This window comes from Pantoea sp. ICBG 1758 (assembly GCF_002928325.1).
In the GTDB taxonomy this organism is placed as follows: domain Bacteria; phylum Pseudomonadota; class Gammaproteobacteria; order Enterobacterales; family Enterobacteriaceae; genus Pantoea; species Pantoea eucrina.
In genome coordinates this window covers 81270-94006 of the sequence record NZ_POWL01000005.1, presented here as the reverse complement: position 1 = coordinate 94006, position 12737 = coordinate 81270, and the positions used below count along the sequence as shown (strand labels likewise).

Here is a 12737-nt window from a genome sequence, read left to right as displayed (position 1 = left end):
CCGAGATGGCGTTATTAAATGTAGAGAAGTTATCGGTGCATTTCGGCGACGAAAAAACACCGTTCCGTGCGGTTGACCGCATCAGTTATCAGGTCGAGCAGGGCCAGGTCGTAGGGATTGTCGGTGAGTCGGGCTCCGGTAAATCAGTCAGTTCGCTGGCGATTATGGGTCTGATCGATTTTCCTGGCCGCGTCATGGCTGAGAAGCTGGAGTTTAACCAGCGCGATTTGCAGAAGATTTCTGAAAAAGAGCGCCGGCAGCTGGTTGGCGCAGAAGTGGCGATGATTTTTCAGGATCCGATGACCAGCCTCAATCCCTGCTATACCGTGGGTTTCCAGATTATGGAAGCGCTCAAGGTGCACCAGGGCGGCAGTAAACGCACCCGCCGCCAGCGCGCTATCGATCTGCTGGAGCAGGTGGGTATTCCCGATCCGGCTTCGCGGCTTGATGTCTATCCGCACCAGCTGTCGGGCGGCATGAGCCAGCGCGTGATGATCGCCATGGCGATTGCCTGCAAGCCTAAGCTGCTGATTGCCGATGAGCCAACCACGGCGCTGGATGTCACCATTCAGGCGCAGATCATCGAACTGCTGCTGGCGCTGCAGAAGCAGGAGAACATGGCACTGATCCTCATCACCCACGATCTGGCGCTGGTTGCCGAAGCGGCGCAGCACATTATTGTGATGTATGCCGGCCAGGTGGTGGAGAGCGGCAAAGCCGTGGATATCTTCAGGGCGCCGCGTCATCCCTATACGCAGGCGCTGCTGCGGGCGCTGCCGGAGTTTGCGGCAGACAAGGCGCGGCTGGCATCGCTGCCGGGCGTGGTGCCGGGCAAATATGACCGGCCCTCTGGCTGCCTGCTGAATCCGCGCTGCCCCTATGTGACCGATCGCTGCCGTACCGAAGAACCTGCGCTGCGCGACATTCCGGGCCGCCAGTCTAAATGCCACTTCCCACTGGATGATGCCGGGAGACCGACCTATGAGTCCTGATAACACGAAGCAGGATTATCTGCTGCAGGCGATTGACCTGAAAAAACACTACCCGGTGAAGAAAGGCCTGTTTGGTCAGGAGCGCCTGGTGAAGGCGCTGGATGGCGTCTCCTTCAACCTCGAACGGGGTAAAACGCTGGCGGTAGTCGGTGAGTCGGGCTGCGGAAAATCCACGCTTGGCCGTCTGCTGACCATGATCGAAACCCCGACCGAAGGCGAGCTTTACTGGCACGGACAGGATTTGCTGAAGCACGATCCGCAGGCGCAAAAACTGCGCCGGCAGAAAATTCAGATCATCTTTCAGAACCCCTATGGCTCGCTCAACCCGCGTAAAAAAATCAGCCAGATCCTTGAGGAGCCGCTGATTATCAACACCGCGCTGAGCAAAGCGGAGCGGCGCGAAAAAACGCTGGAGATGATGGCGAAAGTGGGTCTCAAGACCGAACATTACGATCGCTACCCGCACATGTTCTCCGGCGGTCAGCGTCAGCGTATTGCCATTGCGCGCGGACTGATGCTGGATCCGGATGTCCTGATCGCGGATGAGCCGGTTTCAGCGCTCGATGTTTCGGTACGCGCGCAGGTGCTGAACCTGATGATGGATCTGCAGCAGGACCTGGGCCTCTCCTACGTCTTTATTTCGCACGACCTCTCAGTGGTCGAGCACATCGCCGATGAAGTTATGGTGATGTACCTCGGGCGCTGCGTGGAGAAAGGCAGTAAAGAGGCGATCTTCAGCAATCCGCGCCATCCTTATACGCAGGCGCTGCTTTCCGCCACGCCGCGTCTTAATCCGGATGAGCGGCGCGAGCGTATCAAACTGACCGGTGAGCTGCCCAGCCCGCTCAATCCGCCGCCGGGCTGTGCGTTCAACGCGCGCTGCCGGCGCCGTTTTGGCACCTGCGTGCAGCTGCAGCCAAAACTCAAACGCTATGGCGATCAGCAGGTTGCCTGCTTTGCCGTCGATCAGGATGAAAACCAGCCGCTGGAAACACCCTGATTAACGCCACTGATAAAAAAGGCTCCCGCGGGAGCCTTTCTTTTTTTTAGCGAAAACAGTTCAGCAATGCTAACCTTTATCAGGTTAACCGGGCACAGGACCGGAAATCTATCACATTACGTTATCTGACCGTCAGCGACAGGGCTCCCCGCGCAGCGCGCTAAGACAAATTCTTAAATCACCGCGCAGGCGTTGCCGGCTTAACCGCTGGGCTTACGCAACGCTAAAATCATCAATATCCTTATTTTACAGATATTTAATTTCTTTTCGGCGGCATTTTCGTTTCGGTTAACGGCAATGCATTACTCTCTTTTCGCCGCGCATCTCCCGCCGGTAAAGCATCCGGTTTTTTATAAACACAGATAAAGCAGCTTTATCAGATATGCGGTTTTAATAATCAGAATTTTCTCACCGTCTTTTAATGTGTGTGCTATATTCGCCAAAAAATTCCCTCTGCTTTCACAGGCACTGATCATGAAGAATTATGACGATCTGCAGCGTTTCAAAGAAAAAACGCAGACGCTTGATATCGATTTCAAAGATATGTCGGGTCAGGCGCAGAGCGCCGATCATCATCAGTGGGCCATTCTGCGCCAGCTGAGCACAGATGATGCGCCGGAGCTGGGCCAGGGGCAGCGTATCGATCTGCCGCAGCCACAGCCGGCCGGCCCTGAGGCATTTGTCGCGCCAGCTATACCTGCCGCTCCGCGTGCTCCGGCAGAGGAGGGCGCCTCGCTGCTCAGCAGCCTGGCGGCCACCGCGCCGGTCCGCGAGGCCGCGCCGGGCAGCAGTGCGCTGTTTCCGCCGCCGCCGCCGAAGCGCGCGCCGGCAGCGATGCCCGCGGCGGCGCTTGTGGAGCGGCAGCGCGCCGGCTCACTGTTTCCGCCTCCGCTTTCTGAGCCGGTCGTGACCCGCCCCGCGGCCCCGCAGCCGCCTGCCAGCGCGGTGCCGGCCGCAGCAGCGCCTGTTGCTCCGCCCGCCTCTGCCCGCTTCAGCACGCTGTTTCGCTCGCGTCCGGCTGAACCCGCTGCATTGTCTAAAGAAACACTCCTCAAACCGCTACTGGAGAAGATTGCGTTATGCCGTTAGTTTGTGTGTGCTCGCCAAAAGGGGGAGTAGGGAAGACCACCATGGCGGCCAACCTTGCATGGAGTCTGGCGCGCGCCGGCAGCAAGGTGCTGGCAATCGATTTTGATGTGCAGAATGCGCTGCGTCTGCATTTTGGCGTCCCGCTGCAGGATGGCCGCGGCTTTGTTGCGCGCTCTGAAGAGCAGGCTGACTGGAGCCAGTCGATTCTGACCACCGGCGGCAATATTTTTGTGCTGCCCTACGGCGACGTCACAGAGGAGCAGCGTGAACGCTTTGAGCACAAGCTTGCCAGCGACACCCATTTTTTGCGGCGCGGTCTCGATACCGTGCTGAATTATCCCGGCCTGGTAATTGTGGCCGATTTTCCTCCCGGTCCGGGGCCGGCGCTTAAAGCGATGCAGCAACTTGCCGATATGCATTTAGTAGTCATGCTTGCGGATACGGCATCCGTCTCTCTGCTGCCGCAAATTGAAAATAACCGCATGATTGGTCAGCCGCTGAATAATAAACATGGCCACTATTTTGTGCTGAACCAAAGCGACAATCGCCGCAATATCAGCCGTGAAGTCACATCATTTATGCAGCAGCGTCTGGGCGATAGCCTGCTCGGCGTTGTCCACCGCGATGAAAGCGTGGCGGAAGCGAATGCATCACAGCAGTCAGTGTACGACTTCAGCCCCGCTTCGGCGGCCGCGTTCGATATTGAACTGGTGGCAAAGCGCGTGGCTAATTTGCTCAGTATTCAGGTCGGCAACGGTGAAGTTCAGGCGCCGATCCGCAGCCAGTATTAATAGCCGGGCTCAGGCCCGGCTCAGATAATTTATAACGCTTTTTCAGGGTGACTCATGAGTAAACTCGGGTTTTACCTGCTGCTGCTGGTGCTCGCGCCGGTGGCGGCGGTAATCATCATCACGCCTATGGACAGCCAGAAACAATATATTTTTGGTTTAATCAGCATCGGGATGATGTTTTTACTGGGCTTCAGCAAAAGCCGTAAAATAACCGTGGTAATGGTTATTCTTTCCGCGCTGATGTCGACCCGATATATCTGGTGGCGCACTACCGAAACGCTGGAGTTTAATTCCGAGATCGAAGCTATTCTCGGCATTGGCTTATATCTGGCTGAACTTTACGTCTGGCTGATCTTAATTCTCGGGTTCCTGCAGACCACCTGGCCTTTAAAGCGTACGATTGAACCGCTGCCGGATGATACCCGTCTGTGGCCCACGGTGGATGTATACGTACCGACCTATAACGAAAGTCTGGACGTGGTGCGCGATACCGTGCTGGCGGCGCAGTGTATCGATTACCCGCGCGATAAAATCAAAGTCTATCTGCTGGATGACGGCAAGCGCAGCGAGTTTGCGGTATTCGCCGCTGACGTGGGCGTGGGCTATATCACGCGTGATGACAACCGGCACGCCAAAGCGGGCAATCTTAATCACGCGATGACCATTACCAAAGGCGAGCTGATCTGCGTATTCGACTGCGATCACGTCGCCACGCGCGCGTTCCTGCAGGCAACGGTCGGCCCCTTCCTGAAAGATCCGAAGCTGGCCCTGCTGCAGACGCCGCACTATTTCTACTCTCCCGATCCGTTCGAGCGCAACCTGCGTGCCGCCCGCTCTATTCCTAACGAGGGATCGCTGTTTTATGGTCCGGTACAGCAGGGCAATGACAACTGGAATGCGACCTTTTTCTGTGGCTCCTGTGCCGTTATCCGGCGCAGCGCGCTGGAAGAGATTGGCGGCTTTGCCGTTGAGACCGTGACGGAAGACGCGCACACCGCGCTGAAAATGCAGCGTCGCGGCTGGGGCTCAGCGTTTCTGGCGATCCCGCTGGCGGCCGGTCTGGCAACCGAGCGCCTCGGCCTGCACGTTATTCAGCGTACCCGCTGGGCGCGCGGCATGACGCAGATTTTCCGCGTGGATAATCCGCTGTTTGGCCGTGGTCTGAAGTGGCAGCAGCGCCTCTGCTACCTCAACGCCATGCTGCACTTTCAGTTTGGCCTGCCGCGCGTGGCGTTTCTTACCGCGCCGCTGGCTTATCTGCTGTTTAACCTGAATATCATCCACTCTTCGGCGTCGCTGATCTTCGCCTATGTGCTGCCGCATCTGGTGATGTCGCTCTACGTTAACTCCCGTATGAATGGCCGCTTCCGCTATACCTTCTGGGGAGAGATTTACGAAACGGTGATGTGCTTCCATCTGGTCATCCCGACCCTGCTGACGCTACTGTCGCCGAAACATGGCAAGTTCAACGTAACGGATAAAGGCGGTCTGCTCGATCAGGGCTTCTTTGATTTCCATATCGTACGGCCGCACGTCATTGTCGCGACGCTGCTCTCCATCGGTATTGTCGCCGGCGTGGTCCGCGCGACGGCGCATGACTATTTCGGGGTCGATCCCTGGGTTATCGCGCTCAACGTTGGCTGGGCTATTTTCAGTCTGATTATTCTGATGGCGGCCATCGCCGTGGCGCGCGAAACCAAGCAGGTGCGTAAAACCATTCGTATTGAGGTGCAGATCCCGGCTGTGATCCACTACGCCAGCGGGATTTCGTCGCGTACCCGCACCAGCGATCTCTCGATGGGCGGCGCGCAGCTGGATGCGCCTGACAACCGGCATGAAATGGATGAGATTGAAGAGATCGATCTGCTGCTGAAGTCCGGCACTATCACTATCCCGGTCAGTAAAATTTCCGGCGATGCAGAGACAATCCGTCTGCGCTTTGGCGCGATGCCGCTGGCGCGTCGCCGCGAGCTGGTGCGCGTCGTGCTGGCGCGAGCGGATGCGTGGATCCAGCCGGAGTACAAGCAGGATAATCCGCTGGTGTCGATCGGCACTATTATTCGTACCGTTTTTGAGCTGTTCTGGCTGACCTGGAAAGATCGCCGCGAGAAGCGCAAGCGTGATGACCAGCCTGTGGCCAAAGAGGACAGCGCAGTATGAAAAGATTAACGCAAACGCTGCTCGCCAGTTCGCTGGCGACGGCACTGCTGCTTACCCCGGTTCAGGCTGAGGAGCCTGCGGTCACGCAGGACAGCAGTGCGCTGTCAGCTGTGCCGCCGCCGGAAGGGCTCACGGCCGATCAGCAGCTGCAGCAGGCCGCCGGGGCCGCCCCTTATGCACCGGAAAGCGGTAGTGACGCGCCGGAAAGCAGTGCCGCCACGCCGGCTGAGGCTGAGGCGCCGGCAATTCTGTTGCCTGCGGCTGATACCGGAAGCACTGTCCTCAACCAGCCGGTAAGCAGCACCATTTCGGTGTCGCAGATGGGGCAGAAGCAGGGTATCACCCTGACCGGCGGGCAGCTGCAGTCGGGCATTGTCTTTACCCTGCCCGGTGATGAGGTGGTTACCAACGCACGGCTCAACCTGTCGCTGCGCGTCTCATCAGCGCTGGCCGCGCGCAATACGTCGCTGCAGCTGATGCTGAACGGACAGCCGCTCGGCACGCTGCCGCTCGGCTCCAGCGACAGCGACGTCAGCGACTATCAGCTGGATATCCCGGCTGCCATGGTGGTGTCAGATAACAATCTCAGCTTTAAAATCAACGATGCGGATAAGCTGCTGTGCGAGAAAGAGAGTGCGCAGCAGTATCAGGTAACGATTCTGCCGCAAACCACGCTGAGCCTGGAGGGCCAGCAGCTGAATATCGGCACCAGCCTGCGTAACTTCCCGCGCCCGTTTATTGATGCGCAGCGTATGACGCCGGCCAGCGTCACCTTTGGTTTTGCCAGCAGCGTGACGCCGGATGCGGTGAGCGCTGCCGCGCTGGTGGCGTCGTGGATGGGTATTCAGTCTGACTACCGCGGCATTCGCTTTCCGGTGAGTCGCGGCGCGCTGCCAGAGCGCAACGGTATTCTGGTCGGGCATCCGGGCGACAAAATCGGCATCGTGACGCTGCCGGCCAGCAATGGCCCGCTGCTGCAGGTGATCGATAACCCGGATAATCCGGTCTATAAACTGCTGCTGATTGTGGGCAGCGATGACGCACAGCTGCGTCAGGCGGCGAATCGTCTGACAACCAAACCGCTGACTACCGATGCCAGCCAGCTTGCTGTGCAGCCGCAGCCGCTGGCCCAGCGTAAGCCTTACGATGCCCCGCGCTGGATCAACACCTCACGCCCGGTACGCCTGAGTGAACTGCTGCGCAAAGATCAGAGCCTGACCACGACCGGTATCTGGCACGATGCGCTGCGCGTTAACTTCCGCGCGGCACCCGATCTGTTTTTGTGGGATGGCGATACGATCCCGGTAAACCTGAACTACCGTTTTCCCACTGAAAGCTGGATCGACGAAAACAATTCGTTCCTGAATGTCGCCCTCAACGGGACTTTCCTGCGTAATCTGACGGTTAACAAAGTTGGCCTGCTGGAGAGCGCCTGGCACCGGCTGGGGGGTGACGCGCGCCAGGAGCAATACACCCTGAAGCTGGAGCCCTATCTGATTTACGGTGATAACCAGCTGGCGCTCTACTTTAATATCAAGCCCAAAGCGGATGCGCCGTGCGGCGTACTGCTTAACAACAATATCAAAAGCCGCATCGAAGAGGATTCGTGGATCGATCTGAGCCACACCCGTCACTTCACCATGCTGCCGAATCTCTCTTACTTTGTCGGGGCCGCGTTCCCGTTCACGCGCCTGGCGGATTTTTCGCAGACCACGCTGCTGCTGCCGGAAAAACCGGGTGATGCGGAGATCGCCACGCTGCTCGATATGGCGGCGCGCGCGGGTAACGCAACCGGGGTGGCGCTGGTACAAAATCAGGTACTGTTTGGCCTGCCTGAAGGCGGCACCAATCTGAGCCGGCTGCAGCAGAGTGATGTGCTGGCGGTCAGTACCATGCAGCACAGCGCCTTTACGCAGCAGATGCTGCACGGCACGCCGTGGCAGACCAGCGGCAATACGCTGAGCGTTAACGAGCCTGGCCTGATGGAAAAACTGCACGGCTGGCTGACCGGCGACTGGTATCGCCAGGAGCTGGATGCCGATCGCTACTTTTCCTCAAATGAGGCGTGGCGCGGATTTGTCAGCTATCGCTCGCCGTGGAGCGCCGACCGGCTGGTGGTCATGACGGTGGCAACCAGCGATCAGCAGCTGCTGCGCCTGCATGACGATCTCAATTCAGCGCGTATCAACGCCGGTATTCGCGGCGATACCGCCATCATTACCGATGAAAATGGGATCCGCAGCTTCCGGGTTGGTCCGCAGTTTCCGAGCGGTGAAATGCCGTGGTACATGATGGTGGTCTGGTACGCCAACCAGCACTCGGTGCTGATGGCGCTGGCCGCGCTGCTGGTTGCCGTGCTGATCGGCAGCAGCGCCTGGCTCATGCTGAAGCGTCACGCATGGCGGCGTCTTAACCCCAAAGCAGACAGTCAGTCCGGCAGGAAGTAAGGATAAAAAATGCATAAAAATATACTGAGTGCCGGCATCCGCCACGCCCTGCTGCTGGGCGGGGCGCTGACGCTCTCTCAGCCGCTGCTGGCGGCAGAGAGCAACAATCCTGCGCTGCAGGCGCTGTTTGACCAGGCTGCCTACTGGCATCAGAAAGCGCATGACGATCTGGCAAAGGCGTCGCTGCAGAAAATCCTGCAGGCGGAGCCGAATAATACCCAGGCGCTCTATCTGCTGGCGCTCTACTCCCAGCAGACCGGAAGTACCGCCGAGGCAGCGCAGTGGCGTGCGCGGCTGAGTGCCGTTTCGCCCAACGATGCGCATCTGGCCGAACTGGATAACGCCCGTCAGCTGCAGAGTATTCCGCAGGCGCAGCTATCGCTGGCGCGTCAGCAGGCACGCAGCGGCAACATCGCCGCTGCGCTGCAGACGTGGCGCAACACCTTCAGCGGTAACGAGCCACCGCCGAGCGTCGCCGCTGAATATTATCTGACCATGGCCGGCGATCGCACGCTGCTGCCGCAGGCGGTTGAAGCGCTGCGGCAGTTTGCCGCCGATCATCCGCAGGATACCGGTGCGCAGCTGGCGCTGGGCAAGGCGATGACCTATCAGGAGCCGACCCGTCGCCAGGGGATTGAGCTGCTGGCCGGTATGGCTGACGGCAATAAAGAGGCTGACCGCTCGCTGCGTCAGGCGCTGCTCTGGCTGGCACCGCAGGCTCAGGACGCTGCGCTCTATCAGACCTGGCAACAGCGTCATCCTCAGGATAACGCGGTAGTGGATTACTACCGTAAAAACGTGGGCGGCGCGGAAAAGGGCGCCGGCTTTACGGCCCTGAACAGCGGCGATGTCAGCGGTGCGCAGTCCAGCTTTGAAAAAGTGCTGCAGGCGAACCCGCAGGATGCGGATGCGCTGGCGGGCATGGGCTATGTTGCGCAGCGCGCCGGGCGCTACGCTGAAGCCGCAGACTACCTGAACCGGGCGGCACAGCTGGGTGGCGATCAGAGCGATGCGCGGCAGAAGCAGGCGGCGGATGCCCGCTTTTACGCGCAGCTTGCCGCCGCTCAGCAGGCGCTGAAAAGCGGCGACAGTGCGCAGGCGCTGGCGCTGAGCGAGCCGCTGACCCAGGCTGAAGGCGAAAAAGGCGTGGCGGCAAAACTGTTCCGTGCCGATGTGCAGCGCCGCACCAATCAGTTGCAGCAGGCGGAGCAGACCTACCGTGCGATCCTGCAAAGCGATGCGGATAACCGCAGCGCCAAAGAGGGACTGTTCTATGTGCTGCGCCAGCAGAACCGCAGCGCTGAAGCTAACAGCCTGCTCGCCTCACTGCCCGACAGCGTGCGGCAGAGCGTGGCGCCACGCGGTAATAACAGCGATCCCATCCGGGCACAGGCGAAACGCGAGCAGGCCGCAGGCAACAGCGCCGCCGCGATCGCCACGCTGACCAGCGGCGTACAGCGCTATCCCACCGATGGCTGGCTGCGTCTGGATCTGGCGCGGCTCTACCGCGCGCAGGGTAATACGCTGATGGCAGCCAATGTGATGCAGCCGGTGATGCGCAATGGCGCGACCAGCAGCGAACTCTATGCCGGTGCGCTCAACGCCAGCGAAAGCGGCGCGTGGCAGCAGGCGAGCCAGCTGCTGGCACGTATTCCCGATCGCAGTAAAACCGGCGCAATGCGTGAACTGGCGCAGCGCGTTAACTTTAATCTGCAAATGGCAACGGCCGATCAGTATCTGGCACAGGGCTCGGATGCGGCGGCGGCGAATACGCTGCGCGCGCTGGCTGCTGCCCCGCCGGCTAATCCGGTTGACGCCGGCAATCTGGCGGAGAAACTGGCGAAAGCGGGCGATCTCACCAGCGCCGTGGCGGTGGTACGCAGCAACATGCAGCGCGGCGTGCAGGGTAACGCCGGGGACTATGCCACGCAGGTCACGGTGCTCAACCAGGCCGGGTTGAGCGGTGAAGCGCAGCGTTTTCTCAGCTCGCCTGAACTGCAGGCGCGCAGTACGCCAGCGCAGCTGGCTGATGTGCGCAACGGCTATCTGATCAATGAAGTAGATCGCCTGCGTGAGCAGAAACAGTATGCGGCGGCCTATGACAAACTGGTGGGTGCGCTGCAGCAGGATCCGCAAAACCGCGATCTGATGTTTGCCATGGCGCGTCTCTATCAGTCCGGCAAAATGAACAAAGAGGCGGGCGTGGTCTATGACTATCTGATCACGCAGGATACGCCGCAACAGGATGCGCGCACCGGGGCCATTAACGTGGCGCTGGCAGAGAATGATATCAGCAGGGCGAATACGCTGACGCGCGGACTGCGCAATGAAGAGACGCCGGAGCGGCTGCTGCTGCTGGCGCGCGTAGCGGAAGCCAACGGCGAGCACGGCGAAGCGATGCGTTATCTGCGTACCGCACGCGGTAAAATGATTGGTCTGCAGGGCGCGCAAAGCGGCAGCGTACCTGTGGTTGGCGGACTGGCGCTGGCAGACAATCCCTTTATTAACCGCAGCACCTCGCCGGTTGGCCGTTCCTCTTCCAGCTATGGCGCGGTCATGCCGTGGCAGAACGCACCAACAGTAAGCCGCACAGCAGACACTGCGCTGGCAGCCAATACGCCTGTGCTGCAGCAGAACCAGACGCTGCATCAGATTGACACGATGATGGACGCGCTGCAGGAGAAAACCGGGACCTGGGTACAGGGACAGATGCAGGTGCGCGGACGCGATGGCGAGTCAGGCTTGAGTAAGCTGACCGAAGCGAAAGCGCCGCTGACCTTTTCCACGGTGCCGTTTGGCGAGTCGCGGTTTGATTTTACCGTTACGCCGGTTTCACTGACCGCGGGCAGCGCTGGCGGAGATGCATGGCGCCGCTTTGGCAGCAATGCGCTGGTGCAGGGCAATGTCGTGGCAGCCGGGGATGCGAAAATCACGGACGTTCCCGCTTCAGCCACCGATTCGCAGTCCGCTTCCGGCGTTGAGCTGAACATGGCGCTGAAGGGCGACAGCTATAAAATCGATCTCGGCAGCACGCCGCTGGGCCAGGATCTCAGCACGCTGGTGGGCGGGATCCAGTGGTCACCGAAGCTGACTGATTTCCTGACGCTGATCCTGACCGGTGAACGCCGTGCCATGACCGACAGCCTGCTTTCGTATGTGGGAGCAGAAGATAAAACCAGCGGCAAACGCTGGGGACGCGTAACGAAAAATGGCGCGAATGCCCTGCTGAGCTATGACAACGGCGATGCCGGACTTTATGCCGGCGGCGGCGCTTATAGCTACATTGGCGAAAATGTGGCGAGTAACCAGAGCGTTCAGGCAACCGCTGGCGTTTATGTACGGCCTTTCCACTACGACGATCGCGAGCTGAAGGTGGGAATGAACCTCTCCTGGATGGATTTCTCCAAAAACCTCAGCTATTTCAGTTATGGCCAGGGCGGCTATTTCAGCCCACAGAACTATGCATCCGTTTCATTCCCGGTGGATTTCAGCCGTCAGTTTGACGATCTGAAAGTCAACGTCGGGGGATCGGTAGGGTATCAGTCTTACAGCCAGGATAAGAGCGCCTACTTCCCGGACGATGCTGCGCTGCAGTCGCAGCTGCAGAGTCTGGCCGATCGCGGCTTTGTCAGAAGTGCTTACTACAGCGGTGAAAGTAAAAACGGCATAGGTTACAACCTGCACGCCGGTGCGGATTATAAAATTAATAAAGATGTCACGATTGGCGGGCAGCTGGGGTATGACACCTTTGGCGACTACAACGAAAGCACTGCCAACCTCTACTTCCGCTATATGTTTGGAGATAACTGATGAGCGAGCAACCCACCGCACGCGTGACCTGGTCGCATCAGCCTGGCTGGTTTGACCTGGTCTGCGTGATGACAGAGAGCGTGCTGGAGAACGGCGGTGATGAAGCCACGGCTTTTCTGGCCAGCACCGGGGAGACGCTGGCGATGCGCTATCCGCTGCCGGCTTCACGTACCGTGCAGGATCTGGAACGGGAGATGAATCTGCAGCTGGCCCGCTTCAACTGGGGCTTTGTGCAGATTCATCCGGCAGAAAATGCGATTCAGATTGAGCATCATGCGCTGCCGGCCGGTCACGACACGCTGCCGGCTGAACGCTGGCGGCTGGCAATGGGGGCCGTGCTGGGCGGGCTGTATGCGCAGTGGCTGCGCGGTCAGGGCGGCAGCGCCGCAGTACCGCTGACGCTGGAAAACGACAATGGCTCAACGCTGCTGTATCGATATCAATAGGA

The 12737-nt window shown here is 59.4% G+C and carries 8 protein-coding genes; all 8 read left to right on the top strand.

All coding sequences use genetic code 11. From position 1 onward, the window contains the following. The first annotated feature begins 5 nt into the window (after positions 1–5). A complete protein-coding gene (gene dppD / locus C1Y41_RS16230; protein ID WP_039381653.1) occupies positions 6–992 on the top strand; it encodes a dipeptide ABC transporter ATP-binding protein in 987 nt (328 codons plus the stop codon). After that, complete coding sequence (dppF, locus tag C1Y41_RS16225; protein ID WP_039381655.1) at positions 982–1992, top strand: dipeptide ABC transporter ATP-binding subunit DppF; 1011 nt, start codon at positions 982–984, stop codon at positions 1990–1992. The genes dppD and dppF overlap by 11 nt, the downstream gene beginning before the upstream one ends. A gap of 474 nt (positions 1993–2466) precedes the next feature. After that, a complete protein-coding gene (gene bcsO, locus C1Y41_RS16220) occupies positions 2467–3081 on the top strand; it encodes a cellulose biosynthesis protein BcsO (RefSeq protein WP_104085866.1) in 615 nt (204 codons plus the stop codon). Then, positions 3072–3872 (top strand): cellulose biosynthesis protein BcsQ, encoded by an 801-nt coding sequence (bcsQ, locus tag C1Y41_RS16215; protein WP_071668229.1) that lies wholly within the window; start codon positions 3072–3074, stop codon positions 3870–3872. Before bcsO ends, bcsQ begins: the two co-directional genes overlap by 10 nt. Positions 3873–3926: 54 nt before the next feature. Beyond that, entirely contained in the window at positions 3927–6032 is a 2106-nt protein-coding gene (bcsA, locus tag C1Y41_RS16210; protein ID WP_104085865.1) for a UDP-forming cellulose synthase catalytic subunit, read from the top strand. Then, a complete protein-coding gene (bcsB, locus tag C1Y41_RS16205; protein ID WP_104085864.1) occupies positions 6029–8479 on the top strand; it encodes a cellulose biosynthesis cyclic di-GMP-binding regulatory protein BcsB in 2451 nt (816 codons plus the stop codon). The genes bcsA and bcsB overlap by 4 nt, the downstream gene beginning before the upstream one ends. Positions 8480–8488: 9 nt before the next feature. After that, positions 8489–12289, top strand: coding sequence for a cellulose biosynthesis protein BcsC (locus tag C1Y41_RS16200; RefSeq protein ID WP_104085863.1), 3801 nt, complete (start codon positions 8489–8491; stop codon positions 12287–12289). Beyond that, positions 12289–12735 (top strand): cellulose biosynthesis protein BcsD, encoded by a 447-nt coding sequence (bcsD, locus tag C1Y41_RS16195; protein WP_039381668.1) that lies wholly within the window; start codon positions 12289–12291, stop codon positions 12733–12735. Before C1Y41_RS16200 ends, bcsD begins: the two co-directional genes overlap by 1 nt. The last annotated feature ends 2 nt before the right edge of the window (positions 12736–12737 follow it).

Coding starts and splice junctions, on each gene's coding strand:
- dppD (WP_039381653.1), top strand. CDS start 6: ATGGCGTTATTAAATGTAGAGAAGTTATCGGTGCATTTCGGCGACGAA.
- dppF (WP_039381655.1), top strand. CDS start 982: ATGAGTCCTGATAACACGAAGCAGGATTATCTGCTGCAGGCGATTGAC.
- bcsO (WP_104085866.1), top strand. CDS start 2,467: ATGAAGAATTATGACGATCTGCAGCGTTTCAAAGAAAAAACGCAGACG.
- bcsQ (WP_071668229.1), top strand. CDS start 3,072: ATGCCGTTAGTTTGTGTGTGCTCGCCAAAAGGGGGAGTAGGGAAGACC.
- bcsA (WP_104085865.1), top strand. CDS start 3,927: ATGAGTAAACTCGGGTTTTACCTGCTGCTGCTGGTGCTCGCGCCGGTG.
- bcsB (WP_104085864.1), top strand. CDS start 6,029: ATGAAAAGATTAACGCAAACGCTGCTCGCCAGTTCGCTGGCGACGGCA.
- C1Y41_RS16200 (WP_104085863.1), top strand. CDS start 8,489: ATGCATAAAAATATACTGAGTGCCGGCATCCGCCACGCCCTGCTGCTG.
- bcsD (WP_039381668.1), top strand. CDS start 12,289: ATGAGCGAGCAACCCACCGCACGCGTGACCTGGTCGCATCAGCCTGGC.